This is a genomic window from Microcystis sp. T1-4 (assembly GCF_000297435.1).
GTDB lineage: Bacteria > Cyanobacteriota > Cyanobacteriia > Cyanobacteriales > Microcystaceae > Microcystis.
On the sequence record NZ_CAIP01000123.1, the window covers coordinates 1 to 16,879 of the forward strand.

Below are 16,879 nucleotides of genomic sequence, written 5' to 3' on the forward strand. Positions count from 1 at the left end.
AAACCCCCCCGATGTCGGGGGGGCAAGGGGGGGGGAAAGTCCGGCCTCTGGATTCTTAATGGAGACATTTAGTGATATGGAAAGAATCCCCCGTCACAGCGTAGCTTGACGGTGGGAGTATGTCAAATCGTCTCTAAACAATGGCGAAAAAACCGAAAAATGTTGCCCGTAAACAGAGGCATTGGCAAAGATGGTTAAAACTAACTCTGGTCGCAGTTTTTGGGTTTATTATCCTTAATTTAGCGATTAATTTAGCCCTCCGCTGGCCAATTAATCAACAAAAACCCGTGGATGCCATCTTACTGTTGGGGGGCAGCATTCGTCGGGAAATTTATCTAGCCAATCTAGCCCAGCAACACCCCAATATACCGATTTTAATTTCCCAAGGCTCGAAAGACCCCTGTATTTTATTACTATTTGAACGGGCAAAAGCACCAAAAACTAACGTCTGGTTAGAAAAGTGTGCTGATTCTACCTTCGGCAATTTTTTCTTTGCCGTGCCAATTTTAAAACAATGGGGAGTACATAAAGTAAAAGTTGTCACCTCTCCTACTCATTTACCCCGCGCTAAGTGGTTAGCAGCAATTCACTTGCAATCCCACGCTATAGCAATAGAAATCGATGCAGTTAGAGAAATTGGTATCCCCGGTAATAACGAATCAAAGCTAAAAACTGGGTTAGATGTGACTAGAAGTATAATTTGGGCTTTTGTCGGACAATTAATCTCTCCCCCCTGTTGGCAAGTCATCACCTTAAATTCCGTTGATTTAGAAGCTTGGCGCGATCAAGGTTTTAAATGTGAATATCAAGGTAAGATCGGGTAAACCATCCTCTCCTAGTTAGGGTTTGCGGCAAAAAGTTTTTCGTGGGGGCAGGGTGTGGGCTTCGGCCGTGATCTCAGCGTTCGACTGAGCGTTCGACAAAAGCTCACGCCGAAGTCCCGCCGAACGTCCGAAGTCTCACGCCGAGGTCCGAACGGGTGTAGGGTGTAGGGTTTTACCGATTTTCAGGGAAAAAGTACCTGAATTTTCCCCCTGATCACTCCCAGACCCAGCACTTTTGGATTTCAAAAAAGTCTAAAAGTCTTATCCAACAAGGTTTTTAGATTTATTCAGCCAACCCTAGTTAGTTTTTTAGCGGCTCTATACCATTTTTGTAAATCTACTAAGTTGGGGTTTTTAAAGGCAAACTCTCTCTTCCCACTTTCCTATACCTTTTAAACAGGATTTAGCATCAGAAACCCTATCGGGTATTTGCGATCGCATCTAGAGCCAGATTCAGTTTCAGCAGGTTAACCCCCGGTTCGCCGAAGATGCCGAGAAAGCGCTCGTCGGTGTTTTTGATAACGAGGATCTCCACTTGATTCGGCGGTAATCCCCGCGAGCGCGCCACCCGCTCGATCTGCGACCTGGCGGCCTCTGGGGTAATATGGGGATCGAGACTCGATCCGGAGGTGTACACCAGATCCGCGGTGGGTTTAATTGCCGCTTTCTCTAATCGGGGAATCTCCCCCTCTATAGCTTTCACCAGATCGGGATTGGGTTTTCCTTGAATTCGCTCAATCAATGCGGGGTTACTAGGGGCCAGGTTACTCGCCCCCGAAATTCCGGTTTGCAGGATCTTGTTAGGATCGTTTTTCGGAGCGGCCGTACTGTAGGCGGTGGTGCTCGGACGACCGTTGAAATAGCGATCGCTGGTGAAAGGTTGCCCAATTAGAGCCGAACCCACCACTTGACCTTGATTATTGGTGATCAAACTCCCGTTTGCTTGAAAGGGAAAAAGAATTTGACCGATGGCGATCATCGAGAAAGGATAGATCAGGGCGGTAATTACCCAGAGAACTAGGGTAGAACGGATGGCTCTACCGGCCTCGCGTGCAAAACTCATGATTAAAACCTCTCCGGTATAAAAATGACAAGGAACAGATAGATAAATAAAGCAAAGGCGACTAATCCTAAAAGGATTAATGGGAAGGATTGACCCCTATCGATAGTGCTTCCCCTAGAAGCTTGAACGATGGGGGAGAAAAGAATTGTCAGACAGAAATTTAAGAAAATATACCAGAAAAATCGGAATTTTCTAGGGGCTGCTTTCATAAGAATTAGAATGTTGAGTTTTTGGGAGATTTGTTTTTGCCAGTAAATCAAGAAAATAGCTGTAGTTGTCGATAGGTTGTCTTGTTCCCTTTTGTCAATTCATAGTTAGGGTATGCTGAAAAAGTTTCTCGTGGGGGCAGGGTATAGGGTTTTACCGCTTTTCATCTGGTCAATTACCTAATTTTCAGGGGAAAAGTACCTGAATTTTCTGGGTTGAACAATAATAACTCTTGTCTGTCAAATATATCGACGATTGAGGGAAGCTCAACTGCACCGATGTCTTTAAGAATGTTGGGTTTTCCTCAAACCATTGCCTCGATCAGTTTTGTTGCAAGTATTAAATCGCTCAACCCAACCTACAAGCTATCATAGATAGGGACAAAGTTTTGTAAGGGATGCTATATACTTTTAAGATTTTGGAAGATAGTAACTGGCTGATCAGGATTCGTAACAATTTCCGACCATATCTGCATGAAATCTCGGTTAATTTGAGTCATTGAATCAAACTCAAAATAATCTTTTTTATATTGCCACCAACCCTTAAGAAAGGGTTTTGGGGAAGTTTTATTTTCCCAGAGTATTAACTCTAAGTCGGGCCTAACTTCAAACTCTTCCATTTCCCAAGATGTCACCTCTAACCCCGGTAGTTTCAATTCTTCTTCGGGGGACTCTGACAAAACCGTAATAACTGCTTTAAAACTAGAATTATCAAGGCGATATTCTGGTTTGATGACTTTGGCTAAATGCTCAAAGGGAATATCTTGATACTCTAAAGCTTCTAATACTACCCTTCGCACTTGCGTTAGTAACTCTTTAACAGTAGGATTACCACTTAAATTAACTCGGAGCAACATTATATTACTAATTAAACCGATTAGAGGCTTCAGGTGTGGATGATTACGAGCGTCACGGGGAGCGCGGATGATAATATCTTCACAGCCACTATAGCTATAGAGTAAAACAGCAAAGGCTGTTAGTGCAGTCATAAATAAAGTGATTCTTTGCTCTTGACAGAGGATGTTTAATTTCTCTGTGAAATCCCTAGGAATTTCAAAATCAAAATTAGTCCCTAGACTTGAAACCGATGAATCGGATAATTTATCACTAGATTTAGACGGCGAAATCAGGTGTGGGGGAATTTTTAAGGTTGGTGACTCTCCCGCTTCTAAAATACGTTTATAGTGGTTAATTTTCGGTTCAATTAGTTGAGAACTAAAGGATTTTAGTTGCCATTGAACATAATCAACATACTGGATAGGTAAGGGAGGTAAAGGGGAGGAATCACCTAAGACAAAAGCCTGATAAAGTAGCTCCAATTCTTTAAAAAAGAGCGTCAAGGATGAATTGTCTATAATAATATCATGGATGTGAGTGAGGAGAATGTGATCCTTCTCATCCAAACGAATTAATATCAGTCTGATTAAAGGGCCATTAATCAAGTTGAAGGGTTGATTAATAATCTCTTGTAATAATCTTGCTAATTCCTCATTTTTCTGGTTCTCTGGCCAGGTTTGTAAATCAATTATGGGTAGGTTTTTTTCGGTGTAGGGGTTAATTAACTGAACGGGGGAACCGTTGACTTCTCGAAAGGTAACACGCAATATTTGATGGCGATAGATAATCTCATTCAAGCTGGCTGTTAAAGCGGCTAAATTGAGGTCTCCTTTAAGGTAGTGTCGTCGAAAATTACCCGAAAAATGGACGACTGTATTAGATTTTTCATAGGCCCATCTTTTCTGTTGAGTCAAAGATAAGGGAAAATAAGGACAGCCAGATAAGTAATCAATCTCCAGGGAAGAATCGGCAATGAAATCTTTGTCTATGATTAAGGGATTAATTACCTCATTAAATTTTATCTTCTCAATTTTTTCGATTAGCTCTGGATGAGTTTTCCGTAAATATTCGGCAAATTCGGCCACCGTTGCGGCATCAAGAATAGTTTCTACAGCAAACTTTTTTTCAAAATAAAACTCTAGCCTCTTACAGAGGGCAATAACTTTGAGGGAATGTCCCCCCAATTGAAAAAAGTTCTCATCAATTCCTACTTTTTCTAATTCCAAAACCTCCGCCCAAATTGCGGTTAATAGTTCTTCTTCTGGGTTTCGTGGCGGTGTAACCAGACGAGAAGTATCATAATTTAGGGGCAATTTAGCTAAAGCTGCACGGTCAACTTTATCATTGGGGGTCAAAGGCATCTTTTCTAAAATTACTAATGCCCGGGGAATCATATAATGGGGTAACTTTTCTTTTAGATAGTCGCGCCATTGAGCGAGAACTTGCTCGACTTTAACGGTGGGGTTAATAACAGCATAAGCGATTAATTGAGGATCATTTAACTGCTCTTGACGGACAATGACTACCGCTTGGTGAATGGCGGTATTTTCGTTTAAGATGCCTTCAATTTCCCCTAATTCAATTCTTAAACCACGAATTTTAACTTGAAAGTCTATACGCCCTAACCATTCAATATTACCATCGGGAAGATAACGGGCTAAATCGCCGGTTTTGTATAACCTCGCCGATGGATTATCATCAAAAGGATGGGGAATAAATTTTGCCGCAGTTAATTCGGGACGATTGAGATATCCCCTAGCTAAACCTACTCCCCCAATATGTAATTCTCCCGCAACCCCCACAGCCACTTTTTTGAGAGACTCATCAAGGATATAAGCTTGAGTATTAGCAAGAGGACGACCGATAGTTAAGGGACTATCAGGGCTACATTCTGCTATGGTGGCATCAACGGTGGCCTCGGTGGGGCCATAGGCATTAAAAAAGCGTCTTCCCACTGACCACTGAGCCATCAAGGCAGGGGGACAAGCTTCTCCACCGACAATTAATACCTGTAGGTGTTTTAAGGGTGCTTGAGGGAGGACGGCTAATACTGATGGGGGAATTTGTGCATGGGTAATAGCTTTTTTTTGCAGAAAATTAAGCAAGTTATCCCCCGGAAGTAAGGAGTTAGAATTTCCTAGACAAAGTTGCGACCCCGAACAAATAGCGGTGAAGATTTCCGAAACGGAAGCATCAAAATTTAAGGAAGCAAATTGCAGAACACGACTTGAGGGATTTAAGTTAAATAGTTTAATTTCTGTTTGAGCTAAATTAACTACTCCTTTATGAGTAATTAAAACCCCCTTGGGTAGGCCAGTGGAGCCAGAAGTATAGAGAATATAGGCTAAGTTGTCGGAGTTTACAGCAGTTTTAGGGTTTTCTTGACTTTGTTGAACTAGGGACTGATCTTTATTTAAAAAAATTACTTTTATCTGCTCAAGGGGGAGATTTATAAGGGGTTTTTCCTGTGTCAATAAGATAGATATACCGGCATCTTCTAGGATGAATTTTAGCCGTTCTTGGGGGTAAGCAGGATCAAGGGGTACATAACCCCCTCCCGCTTTGAGAACACCTAAAACCCCGATGATCATTTCTAGGGAACGCTCAACACAGATTCCTATTAATTGTTCTGGTTTTACTCCTAATTCAATTAAATAATGGGCGATTTGGTTGGCCCGATCATTTAACTGCCTATAGGTTAAGGAGGAATCTTCAAAACTTACCGCAATCTGATTAGGGGTCTTCTCCACCTGGGTTTCAAATAATTGATGAATTGTGGTGGAATAAGAATAATTTTCTGCCCTAAAATTCTTCTCAATTGGCTGTAATTGTACTTCAATCATGATTTAAGTAGCTGGTTATAATTAAATTAAAAATGGATTTTAGGTTCGATCCCCCCTTAGTCCCCCCTTAATAAGGGGGGTGCCAATCCCCCCTTAGTCCCCCCTTAATAAGGGGTGCATCTGAAAGTTTTCAATACCTACCTACTTAAGATAGTGCAAACAATCAATTATGTTTTCTAAGTCTGGTAACACTGTGGCCAATTCCCGTTCATGTTTGCGCCATTTTTCTTGTCTAGGAGCAGATAGGGTTCTTTGAGCGATGGGTAAGGGTTGAGAGAGAATTTGCTCGATTTGTTTGTCTTGATGCAGTTGGGCAAATTGGGCAATATGATTAATAGTTTGCCCGGGATGTTCAATTAAATCCCGATAATTGACCGGACACCAACAGGAAGGGTTGAGGGACTGAAGGTCTTCTATGAGGTAGGAATTAGCCATTTTCCACTGATAGGCGGCAATTTCTACCAGAGAAGATTCCTGGAGAGATGACCAACCGGGTACGAGCAGAAAACTCCACTGACTATGCTCCCAACCGGGTAAGGGTTGATAGCTAATAAAACGATGCGATCGCCATCCTTCTAACAAACTACTAATATTTTCCCTAGCATCTCGATAAAGATAGATAAAGAGAGCATCAGGAAATACAGCCTTTAAGAAAGGAACTCTTAGAGCATTTTTCGGCGTTTTTTCTAAAAAACGAATTTTGTTAGGACGCTCATTTTCAGCAATGTTTAAATATTTTACCCCCTCCCGATTTTGTAATTGTTGGGTAAAACCTTTTCTCAGAGTCTTACTAATTTCTGGGGTAGCATCGCCTTCATCCAATCGGTTGGAGCTAAAATTGCGTGCGGCAGGATGTAAAGCGGGTATTCCTTCGATAATTTCGTGACTTTCATCTCCAATCGTCCATAAATCGGGGAATTTAGCCAGGGTTTCAAACAATAAACTACTTCCTGCTCTGGGTGCAGAAACAATAAAAATCGGCTTTTCAAACTCTGGGATTGAGAGGTTTTTATCTTCTACTTCTAGCTGAGATTGGTGCTTTTTTTTGGCAATTAACAAACGCTTTCTCTGATGCAGAGAAAGCATCTCGCCATCTTTTCCCCTCAGGGGTGGGGAAGGGGATAGGGTTGAAAGCATGGAAGTAATAGGATTAATTATTTCTTGGATTGCCACGGATGAAGATAGCCATTTTTGTAATAATGGTGCAATTTTTCGGCTAAATTCCCCGATTAAATCTCGATAGGCTAATTCTCCTCGATAGTTTTGTCCAAATTTGGCAAAAACTGCTTGCCATTGGCTTTGAAATTCTGCCAGTTTTTCGGTCAGTTGCTCTAGTTGTCCCTGGGGAAGGGAGCAATTTTCAAGAAGACCATAAATAGCGGCTACTTGCTCCTCAATTTCCGCAGCAGTAAGCACGGGTAAATCATTAAGTGGGACCTGAGCTAAACTGTTTGTTCTGCACATCTCATCTGGGTCATTTTCAACAATGAACAATTATTAGTTAGCGATTATCCAGTTTCTAGATTTTAACTGAGTAAGGGGTTCTGACCCCCCTGATTAAGGGGGGAAACTGACAATTTTTAACACCCACCTACTTACTAACTTTTGAGTTTTTTGAGAGATGCTGCTAAAGTTTCGCCCACATAGTCCCCATAAAGAATCCCCTTAGCGGTTAATTCAATTTCTTGGGTAGATACGGTGACAAAACCATCTCTTTCAAGCGCGGACAAAGTTTCCCCGCAAAGGGATTGTAATTTAAACCCATGTCTTTGCTGAAATGCAATTAAATCAAAACGTAATGTCTTGATTCCTAGTAAAACTTCCCGCACCATCCGGTCCAAGCTAGTCAGCTTATAACCGCGAGATAAGGGTAGTTCGCCTTGGGCCAGAAGGGTCGCATATTTCTCCATATCGCTAGTATTTTGTAACAGAGAATCCCCTAAACAGCCAAAAGCAGAGACTCCCAGTCCATAAAACTCCATTCCGTGCCAAATATTAAAAATGTATTCACTGCGATATTGTTTGGTACTTGTGGCCAAATCGCTGTCATTTTTAACATAGGTAAAATGACTCCAAGGATTATAGTTTGCTTGAGCAAATCGCTCCATGGCCAACTGCATAAACTGCATTTCTAGCTCTGCTGATGGCAATTCTATAATTTCTTGGCGAACCCCTTGATCAAATACTTGGGTATTGGCAAAAGCTTCCATTTTATAAACGGTGATGCTTTCTACACCGGTTTTCAGAGCGCATTCTAAGCTTTCTTGCCAAGTTTCTACAGTTTCTCCGGCTAGTCCACTCAATAGGTCAATATTAATTGACCATTGCCCCTCACCAGCTTTTTGAGCTACATCGATCGCTCGATAAGCTTGTTTTTCGTCATGACCTCTGCCACTTAGTTTGATGATTTGATCATTAAAAGATTGAACACCTAAACTCAGGCGATTTACCCCTAATTCTTTGAGTACCCTCATTTTTGATGGGGAAACACTCAAGGGTTCTGCTTCTACGGAAAACTGTTTCTTTTCTTCAAAGTAGGAGAAATTTTCCCGTAAATTCTCGACAACTTGGACTAACTGGTTTCCGGTTAAGGTAGTGGGAGTTCCTCCGCCAAAATAAACCGCCTGAATCCGTCGGTTTTTCAAATTGAATCTTTCGGAAACGAGTTTAATTTCTTGGCAAAGCGTATCTACATAGGCCTGTACTTGGCTCTCTTTGAGGTCAACGGTTTTGTAATAACAAAAAGCACAGCGTTGGGTACAAAAGGGGATATGGACATAGAGACAGATTGGCTGTTCTTCTAGTTTTTCGGCGATTACCCCTGCTTTCCACTGACGAAAGGGGGGATAGTTAGGATTTAAGGGTAAACGTTGCGGCGTTTGGGTTTTCGGAAGTTCGATGGTTAAAGTCATGGTTTTTGACCAGGGTATTGTTATTGAGGTTGCATTAACTCTAGATCAAGCTGTGACCGTTAATTGTTCACTTGCCGGTATTTTCTGGGCAATACAACTAGCTAAAACGTTAAGATTGCTAAAGGATTCTAGATTTAAATCCGATTCCGCAAACTCAACCTCGAAATGCTGTTCTGTCAAAGCAATTAACTCAACTACTGCGATGGAATCCAATCCTAACCCGTCTTCAAATAGGGAGGCGGTTTCGTCAATTTCCTCGATTTTGAGATTGACATCCAGTTTTTCGGCAATAATTGTCTTGAGTTGATTTAAAATATTTGTCGCCATTTTCTAAGCTTTGGGTAAAAAACTGACTAATTGCTGATGGTCGATCTTCCCGTTGGGTAACATCGGTAAGGTTTTCAAAGTGACAATGCGGTCTGGAATCGCTCTTTTCGGTAGTATATCAAAGCACAATTCTCTGATTTCATTCTCAGACAGATGACTCCCTTTTGTCAAGACACAAAAAGCGACTATACCTTTGCCTCTTTGACTCTCTCCATGGCATTGAACCGCAACCGCTTCAATTTCCCCTAAGGTTTCCATATTTTTCTCGATGTCAGAAAACAAGACCAATAGACCATCCCGGTTAATACTGCGATCGCATCTTCCCCAAACTTCTAGATGACCGTCTAAATGTAGCTTACCTAAATCTTTAGTAGGGAACCAATCATCAGAATTTGTTGACATCAGCGGCACTCCTGCCGGATCAACATAACCATCAAAACCCAGGGGATGCTGACAGCAAATTTCCCCAACTTCTGACATTTCCGAGTTTAAAGATTTATTAAGTTGCAATCGGACACCTGGCATAGGTAAACCGACCGTTTGACAACGGAGCGATGATTCTTCTTGGGGACTACCTGCGGCAATTACCCCCATTTCTGTACTGCCATATAACTTAACTAGGGGTCCGAAATTCTCTTCATATTTGATAAAAGTGTTTTCTTTGATCAGATCTCCCGCCACCACTGTTAATTTATACTCTCTGGCTGATTTTCTGCCTTTAACTAAGGTTTCACAAAAGCTAGGAGTCATAAAAGCAACATTAGGATTAAAGTCTTTTTCTCTCTGAAGATAGCGTAAAAGGTTAGCACCTTTCTGTAAATCAATAGAGGCTCCAACAGCCACACTAGGAAGAAAAGCAGCCCCTAAACCATAGAGATGATAAATCGGGACTGGAATCGCCACTCTCGCCTCTGAATTTAATCTCAATCTTTCCACACAGTTAAGCACATTTTCTAGCAATTTAGTCTGAGAATGAACCACTATTTTGGGTGTTCCTGTACTCCCAGAAGTCCTCATATACAGCCTTTTACCTTTATCATCAATGGTTTTGTATTGATGATTTTCGGTAATTTTTAGCCAATTGCTAATCTGATCTAAATTGTCAGTTTTTTCTAGTTTGGGAGTGAGGCAATAGCGACAAAACTCAGGAATAATAGAGGGCGAGTTTGACTGAGGCTGCAAAAAGAAACTATAGCCCTTTTCTAACAAAAATAACAGGGTTAAAGCACTGGGAAGAGAATTTTCACATTCCAGGGCCAAGCAGTCTGCTAGATCGATTTTTTCTTGCCTGAAAAAGCTTGACAAATTGTCAAATATTTCCCCAACATCTTGCCAAGAATAGGTTAAACATCCATCGGTAAGCACGTTGGACTGATACGAGTCTAGAGAGGGAATGCGGGCTATAAATAAGCTGTTCAACATTTACATTGGTATGGAAGGTTACATGGGGGTGAGATAGTGGCGGCAGAAATCAGGGTAAACGCGGCTCAAACGCTATTGATAATTGGCTAATTTTAGCGGCCGTTGGTCTGCTGTCTAGGCATTGCAAGTGCTACCAGTCAATCAGAATATTTACGAATTGTCAAGGATTTTTAAAATAGGTTTATCCCTCGGTAAAAGTGTGTTAGACTCCGGGAGATTGATTTTTAGGAGTTTCTCATGGACGAAGTTAACGAACAGGCTGGCGCTGATGAATCTTCATCTCAGAATGTTAACGAACAGGCTGGCGCTGATGAATCTTCATCCCAGAATGTCAACGAACAAGCTGCCGCTTCAGAATTTTCTTGGGAGGAAATCAGCAAAAAACTAAAGGCTGCCCCGGGTGAAATCAGCAAAAAACTGGCATCCTGGGGGGTTTCTTTGGACGAAGTAGCCAAAAGAATTGGTTCTTTGGGACTCCCAGGCGTAATTCTCGTGGTGACGGTATCCACCTCGGGAGCTACCACTTATCCCGTTGCCTTCGCTCTGGCAGCTTTAGGGGGTCCCCTCGGCGTTTTCGGTGGTTTGGGACTGCTTAGTCTGACCACTGTGGTGGGGGATGTCTTGACAAACTATGGAATTGAAGCGGTTCTTGGTGCTATCTATAAAGATCGTCGTAAACAGGAAGCTCAGGAAGACTTAATCAAAGAAGTTGAAGGTTTACCGATTACCCAAGCACTGAAACTGAAGCTCAAGCAGCAAATAGAGTCGGTAGAAGTTGTGTCTGAGGATGTTGGTTCCCCAAGAAAAATTGAAATTGTAGAGTAATGACTTCAAGTCATGCCTTGTTTTTTACTCTGATTTCGTCTTCGTCTTTGATGACATCAACTAAGTTGGTTGCCTTGAATTGAATTAACCCCTAAGTAAAGAAAGGATCAGTTTTATGTCCGCTCAACAAAATGTTTTGTCCAATGTTTTGTCCTTTGATGGGCAAAGAAATTATGTGGAAGTTCCTTACAATGCTCAACTGAACCCGGAACAGTTTACCGTGTCCTGTTGGGCTAAAGTAACGGGAAAACAGGGTCAATGGCGATCGCCGATAACTAGCAGAACCGACAGCCCGCAGGGGGGATACATCCTCTATGCCGGGGAAAACAACAAATGGCAGTTTTGGACCGGCAATGGCGGTAATTGGGTGACCGTAACCGGTCCAGATGTTGTGCTGGGAACCTGGACCCATTTAGCCGCCACCTACGATGGCAACAACATGAGACTCTATGTCAATGGGCAACTAGCTGGCGGACCCGTGGCTACCAAAATCATCCTGAATAAGAAATCTCCCTTACGGATTGGAGCAGGAGCGACAGAAAGAAACCCAGACTATTTATTTGCCGGCCAAATCGGGGAAGTGCAGGTTTGGAACCAAGCGCGGTCCCCGGAAGACATTAAAAAATCAATGAATTATCGGCTGCTAGGCAATGAACCAGGCCTGGTGGGCTATTGGCCTCTTAATGAAGGTTCAGGGAACATCGCCACCGACAAAACCGGTAAGGGCAGTAATGGCACAATTAACGGGGCAACTTGGCAGCAAGAACAACTCCCCTTAAGTGCCAAAGCCTCTAAACCCAATATTGTCATTTTCCTCACTGACCAGGACAGTGCCGCCGTTGCTGAACGCTGGCCGCAAAGCTTTGAAGATGAGCATCTACCGGCCCTGAAACGACTGAAAAAGAACGGGCTGACCTTCAACAAAATGTTCACGGTAACGGTGGCCTGCTCTCCCAGTCGGGCTACTCTGCTCACCAGTACCTATCCCAATCAACACGGTGTCATCAACACCATTGCCGAGCCTTTTTCCGATATTACCAACCGCTATGAGGATAGCTACGGACAATCCCTAGAACAAAAGCTTCTTAGTCCCACTCAGGTGAACCTAGCTCGGGTTCTGAAGGCGGCTGGTTATAAGGTCTATTGGAAGGGCAAATGGCACTTGAGCGTTCCCAAGAGTGACACCGATAAGTGGTCAAGCGAAGACATCGAATACATGAAACAGTCCTACGGTTTCGATGGCTGGACTCCGATTGATGCGGGAGTTGCCCGCAGTGATTTAACCAAGTTTGGCAAAGGAATTTTTTACAATGATGAACGCTATCTACGGGGTGTAGAAGGGGTCAAAAAAGTCATTGAGCAAGATGCCAAGGAAGGACGCGGAGCTTTTAGCGGACTTTCCCCGGAGAAAAAGGAAGCGAAAAAGCAAGATATCTTGGATAAAATTGACAAGGCCATTCCCCGGGAAGAACAAGGGGTTCTCGAATTTATTCAAAATTACAAATCCGAGGACGGTCCTTTTTGCTTGGTGGTGTCTTTGGTCAATCCCCATGATATTCATGTGGCTCCTACCTTTGAGAAAGATGCTGGCTATTCCCTAGAGGACTTTAAAGATTTTAATCTTCCCATTCCCGAAACTGTCTTCGAGGATCTATCCTTTAAACCAAGCGTCCAAGAAATTTTTAAACAAGGCTGTCAAGTCAAGGAAGATCAACGCTTAAAACGGATCAAGGAAGCGCGACGCTTAAAACTGAGCGACGAAAAGGTGTGGTATGAAGATTTACCAGAACTAAAAGATGGTCAATTCGCTACCAATAGTCAGCAAGTTCAGCAGATGTTTGTTAACTTCTACGGCTATCTAAAAAAACTGGCAGATAACCAAATCAATGAAGTGCTGAATGCCCTTGAAGCTAAGGGATTAATTGACGATACCTTAATCGTGCGGACTTCCGACCATGGGGAAATGTGCCTGGCCCACGACCGTCAGCGAGAAAAGCCTTTCAATGCCTACGAGGAAGTGCTTCGGGTTCCTCTGATTATTTCTAACCCGAATCTGTTCCCCAACGCCGTTAGTACCGATTCCTTTGCCACGACCTTGGATATAGTGCCAACTCTGGCTAAATTTGCTGGGGTATATGATCTGTTCCAGTTTGCCTTTCAGGGTTGTGACCTAACGCCTTTATTCACCAATCCCCATCAGGAAGTCCGCGATGCCATTCATTTTACTTTTGATGATGGTACGCTGCCTCCCCGGTTTTTCAAAACCATTCCCCGACGTATCCGTACTATCCGCACCAAAGAGTGGAAATATTCTGTTTACTTTAACGACGAGGGGACTAATTACGAGTACGAAATGTACGACCTAGTCAATGACCCTCTGGAAAAAACCAATGTTGCGGGTAAACCAGAATATTTAGAAAAATTCCGGCAACTACACGCGCAATTGATCACCCAGATGGTTAAGTTAAAAACTGTTCCGGGTCGTTTTTCTATCTATACAGAAGAGATGAAGCAACAGAATTTTATTCCTCCTCTGTATTGGCCGACGGAAGACGAGGCCGAATATGAAGCCATCATGGATTATGCGGCTAACCAAGCTCAGTCTTCCTACCGGCACCGAGATCACAAGGAGGTGATCAAAGCCCAGGCAAAAGATGTTGATCCCGATATGTGGTGGTTGGGAATCTAATCAAAGCGCCGCGGCAAAACAACTAAGTAGGTGGGTGCCATTGATTTGCACCCACCTGTAATGGGAGCATACCGCCCACACTGGGTCTTACATTCAATGAGACCAACCTACTTAGGGCTTGCTGAATAAATCTAAAAACCTTGTTGGATAAGGCTTTTAGACTTTTTTGACCTCAAAAAGTGCCGACCATTGGAGGGATCGGGGGTAAAATTCAGGTACTTTTTCCCTGAAAATTAGGTAACTGACTACCTCAAAATCGGTAAAACCCTACACCCCACCTGCCCCCCCGATGTCGGGGGGGTTGGGGGGGGCCACACCCTGCCCCCACCAACAAACTTTTTCAGCAGACCCTACTTAGTAGATTGTCCAGCTTAAGGTTGTGTTTACCCAGTTATAACAAGATGCCCAGAGAGCGCTTAGGCACATCGATCGGCTAACTTTAAATCTATCCAGCAAATTAAGGAATTGTGCCATGATGCCAGCGAAACTACCGAATCGGTGTAAAATCGAGTTGCTAAAAAATAGTTTTAGCAAAACCCCTCTTAATCTTTCGGAGTTAAGCACACTCCAGCGAATCATTTTAATAACCGATGGGACTCTGACCGACATTTTAGAGATTTATTTGTTGGAAAAAATGTCAATTGTTAAACTGTCTGAAGAAGCGGTATATTTAGAGGAAGACTTGCCGGTTTTAGATCTTGAAAAAGGTAGCAAAATTATCAAAAGAAAAATATTTCTTTGCAGTACAGTCAGCCAAAAAAAATTAGTTTATGCCGAGTCTATTATTGTTATTGATAGACTAGACACCAAGTTTCAAGACGAATTAATCAATTCAGGAAAACCCATCGGTAAGCTTTGGTTAGAAAATCGGATGGAAACCTTTAAGGAAATCGTTGATTTATCTCAAGAACCTGCGGGGGATTTGGCTGAGGATTTTAAAATCAGTCCAGAAGAAAAACTTTTTTCTCGTACCTATCGTGTTTTCTCTCAGAAGCAAGCGATTATGATGATTACAGAAAAATTTCCCGAGAGTTATTTCGTCTAAAAATATCTCTGGAGTCATTCCATTAACAACCATCTCAACTTTGCTCATTCAATCATGTTTAATCTTCAGCGAGAAAATCCCGGGCAAATGTCTGATAGAGACACTGTCTTGCAGATGGTAAGGGGTTTTCAGATTAGCCAATGTATTTATGCGGCCGCCAAATTAGGAATTGTTGATCTGTTGGCAGATGGAACAAAATCTTATCAAGAGTTAGCCACTGAAACCAATACTCATGCTGATTTACTTTATCGTTTTTTGCGGACGTTAACCAGTCTGGGGATTTTAGAAGAAACCCAACCCAACTATTTCCAAAACACTGCTTTAGCAACTTATTTAAGAGATAAGCAACAGGGAACTGTTCGCAATTTTCTGATGGCCGAAATAGAAGAAAGTTATGCTAGTTGGGGAAATCTGACTCAAAGTTTAACCACAGGTCAAGGTGCTTTTGAGTCTATGTATGGTGTCAATATTGAAGAGTTTCATCAACAAAATTCTGATCAAGCTGAAGTTTTTGATCAAGCAATGGTTGATATAACTGCAATTCAAAACCCCCTGATTTTGGCCGCTTATGATTTTTCTGTCGGGGAAATTGTCGCAGATATTGGTGGAGGATACGGAAAATTTCTGGCTGCTATTTTACAAAAATATCCCCAGATTAAAGGAGTGCTATTTGAACAACCCTATTGTATTGAGCAGGGGAAATATCTACTAACACAAGAGGGAGTGATCGACCGTTGTAGTTTGATTCCTGGGAGCTTTTTTGACCCCATTTTCCTTAAAGCAGACATTTATTTATTGAAGAAAATTCTGCTCAATTGGGATGATCAAAAAGCCCTTGAAATTCTCAAAAACTGTCGTCAGGCTATGGCCCCATCCTCTCGATTGTTAATCGTGGATCGAATTTTGCACAAAAATCGTTGGAAGGATAATTTAGCTGATCTCAATTTATGGATGCTAGGTTCAGGAAAAATTCGATCGGAATCTGAATTTAGGGTATTATTAGAAACGGCTGGCTTTCAAATAACTAAAATTATTGACACTCAGTCTATAGAGAGTTTAATTGAAGCTACTCCACTCTAAACCAGAAACTTAAATACCGCTCTGTTTGCCAAACTACTCAATTCAACCTTATTAGGAAAAATTTTATGACTAACAACATCTCTACTAAACCTCTCAAGCATATTGCCATCATTCCAGACGGTAACAGAAGATGGGCAAAAAATCAGGGCTTATCTCCCCAAGAAGGTCACAGAAAAGCATTTATAGAGGTGGCACCTTCCCTATTAAAAACGCTTTGGGATAAGGAAATTTACGCCGCAACATTGTGGCTATTCTCCACCGAAAACTGGAAGCGTTCCGATAGCGAAGTTGACAACTTAATGGATGTTTTTAGTCAGTTTCTCAGCAATTTATTGCCCTTATCGGTTGAATACTCAGTACAGTTGCGACACTTAGGTAGAAAAGATCGCCTTCCTGAACATCTCTTGTCTATTGTTGAGGAGGTAGAGCATAGCACCAAAGGAATGACCGGTCACATCTTCAATTTTGCCCTAGACTACGGTGGTGAAGATGAGATAATCCGCGCAGTCCGCCGCCTAGTAGAAAAGGGGGTTAAACCTGAAGAGATCGAACCTCATCAGCTAATGGATCAATTTTGTCCGCCGCCAGATCTGATTATTCGGACCTCTGGAGAATGTCGGTTATCTGGATTTATGCCCCTACAGAGTTGTTATAGTGAACTCTACTTTACAAATACCTTCTTTCCCGATCTAAATCCGGCAGATATTGAAGAAGCTATCCACTGGTTTCAAAATCGCGAGCGTCGCTTTGGAAAATAGGATCAAGCAAATTAAGCCAACTATAGCCATTGAGTGCAATCAAATTAC

13 protein-coding genes are annotated in these 16,879 nt (G+C 42.3%); 6 read left to right on the forward strand and 7 right to left on the reverse strand.

What is annotated here, in order from left to right; genetic code table 11:
• Positions 1-140 precede the first annotated feature (140 nt).
• Positions 141-824, forward strand: coding sequence for a YdcF family protein (locus tag MICAI_RS07030; RefSeq protein ID WP_008199657.1), 684 nt, complete (start codon positions 141-143; stop codon positions 822-824).
• Between the two features lie 418 nt (positions 825-1,242).
• On the opposite strand, the gene kdpC is transcribed toward MICAI_RS07030, so the two are convergent.
• From kdpC to MICAI_RS07065, 7 genes are all read right to left on the reverse strand, one after another.
• Positions 1,243-1,887, reverse strand: a complete 645-nt coding sequence (gene kdpC / locus MICAI_RS07035; RefSeq protein ID WP_008199659.1) for a K(+)-transporting ATPase subunit C — start codon at positions 1,885-1,887, stop codon at positions 1,243-1,245.
• 2 nt (positions 1,888-1,889) lie between these two features.
• On the reverse strand, positions 1,890-2,096 hold the full coding sequence (locus tag MICAI_RS07040) for a potassium-transporting ATPase subunit F (protein WP_051011164.1): 207 nt from the start codon (positions 2,094-2,096) through the stop codon (positions 1,890-1,892).
• Between the two features lie 398 nt (positions 2,097-2,494).
• On the reverse strand, positions 2,495-5,773 hold the full coding sequence (locus tag MICAI_RS07045; protein WP_008199660.1) for a non-ribosomal peptide synthetase: 3,279 nt from the start codon (positions 5,771-5,773) through the stop codon (positions 2,495-2,497).
• 141 nt (positions 5,774-5,914) lie between these two features.
• On the reverse strand, positions 5,915-7,237 hold the full coding sequence (locus MICAI_RS07050) for a sulfotransferase family protein (protein WP_008199662.1): 1,323 nt from the start codon (positions 7,235-7,237) through the stop codon (positions 5,915-5,917).
• A 134-nt stretch (positions 7,238-7,371) separates the two neighbouring features.
• Positions 7,372-8,685: a coproporphyrinogen-III oxidase family protein gene (locus MICAI_RS07055; protein WP_008199664.1), complete on the reverse strand. Its 1,314-nt coding sequence runs from the start codon at positions 8,683-8,685 to the stop codon at positions 7,372-7,374.
• A gap of 45 nt (positions 8,686-8,730) precedes the next feature.
• A complete protein-coding gene (locus tag MICAI_RS07060) occupies positions 8,731-9,012 on the reverse strand; it encodes an acyl carrier protein (RefSeq protein ID WP_008199665.1) in 282 nt (93 codons plus the stop codon).
• Positions 9,013-9,015: 3 nt separating this feature from the next.
• Complete coding sequence (locus tag MICAI_RS07065) at positions 9,016-10,434, reverse strand: AMP-binding protein (protein WP_008199666.1); 1,419 nt, start codon at positions 10,432-10,434, stop codon at positions 9,016-9,018.
• A gap of 237 nt (positions 10,435-10,671) precedes the next feature.
• Here MICAI_RS07065 and MICAI_RS07070 point away from each other — a divergent pair, with 237 nt between their 5' ends.
• The 5 genes from MICAI_RS07070 to uppS all read left to right on the forward strand — a co-directional run bounded on the left by MICAI_RS07070 (position 10,672) and on the right by uppS (position 16,831).
• Positions 10,672-11,259, forward strand: a complete 588-nt coding sequence (locus tag MICAI_RS07070; protein WP_008199667.1) for a hypothetical protein — start codon at positions 10,672-10,674, stop codon at positions 11,257-11,259.
• A gap of 115 nt (positions 11,260-11,374) precedes the next feature.
• Positions 11,375-13,948, forward strand: coding sequence for a sulfatase-like hydrolase/transferase (locus tag MICAI_RS07075; protein WP_008199668.1), 2,574 nt, complete (start codon positions 11,375-11,377; stop codon positions 13,946-13,948).
• A gap of 472 nt (positions 13,949-14,420) precedes the next feature.
• The gene (locus tag MICAI_RS07080) at positions 14,421-14,993 is read left to right on the forward strand and encodes a chorismate--pyruvate lyase family protein (protein WP_008199669.1); all 573 of its coding nucleotides are present in this window, start codon (positions 14,421-14,423) and stop codon (positions 14,991-14,993) included.
• 87 nt (positions 14,994-15,080) lie between these two features.
• Positions 15,081-16,073, forward strand: coding sequence for an acetylserotonin O-methyltransferase (locus MICAI_RS07085; protein WP_232306155.1), 993 nt, complete (start codon positions 15,081-15,083; stop codon positions 16,071-16,073).
• 65 nt (positions 16,074-16,138) lie between these two features.
• Positions 16,139-16,831, forward strand: a complete 693-nt coding sequence (gene uppS, locus MICAI_RS07090) for a polyprenyl diphosphate synthase (RefSeq protein ID WP_008199671.1) — start codon at positions 16,139-16,141, stop codon at positions 16,829-16,831.
• Positions 16,832-16,879: the final 48 nt, after the last annotated feature.

Bases quoted from the DNA above. Each gene is read 5' to 3' on its own strand.
- MICAI_RS07030 (WP_008199657.1), top strand. From the start codon at position 141: ATGGCGAAAAAACCGAAAAATGTTGCCCGTAAACAGAGGCATTGGCAA.
- kdpC (WP_008199659.1), bottom strand. From the start codon at position 1,887: ATGAGTTTTGCACGCGAGGCCGGTAGAGCCATCCGTTCTACCCTAGTT.
- MICAI_RS07040 (WP_051011164.1), bottom strand. From the start codon at position 2,096: ATGAAAGCAGCCCCTAGAAAATTCCGATTTTTCTGGTATATTTTCTTA.
- MICAI_RS07045 (WP_008199660.1), bottom strand. From the start codon at position 5,773: ATGATTGAAGTACAATTACAGCCAATTGAGAAGAATTTTAGGGCAGAA.
- MICAI_RS07050 (WP_008199662.1), bottom strand. From the start codon at position 7,237: ATGTGCAGAACAAACAGTTTAGCTCAGGTCCCACTTAATGATTTACCC.
- MICAI_RS07055 (WP_008199664.1), bottom strand. From the start codon at position 8,685: ATGACTTTAACCATCGAACTTCCGAAAACCCAAACGCCGCAACGTTTA.
- MICAI_RS07060 (WP_008199665.1), bottom strand. From the start codon at position 9,012: ATGGCGACAAATATTTTAAATCAACTCAAGACAATTATTGCCGAAAAA.
- MICAI_RS07065 (WP_008199666.1), bottom strand. From the start codon at position 10,434: ATGTTGAACAGCTTATTTATAGCCCGCATTCCCTCTCTAGACTCGTAT.
- MICAI_RS07070 (WP_008199667.1), top strand. From the start codon at position 10,672: ATGGACGAAGTTAACGAACAGGCTGGCGCTGATGAATCTTCATCTCAG.
- MICAI_RS07075 (WP_008199668.1), top strand. From the start codon at position 11,375: ATGTCCGCTCAACAAAATGTTTTGTCCAATGTTTTGTCCTTTGATGGG.
- MICAI_RS07080 (WP_008199669.1), top strand. From the start codon at position 14,421: ATGATGCCAGCGAAACTACCGAATCGGTGTAAAATCGAGTTGCTAAAA.
- MICAI_RS07085 (WP_232306155.1), top strand. From the start codon at position 15,081: ATGTCTGATAGAGACACTGTCTTGCAGATGGTAAGGGGTTTTCAGATT.
- uppS (WP_008199671.1), top strand. From the start codon at position 16,139: ATGACTAACAACATCTCTACTAAACCTCTCAAGCATATTGCCATCATT.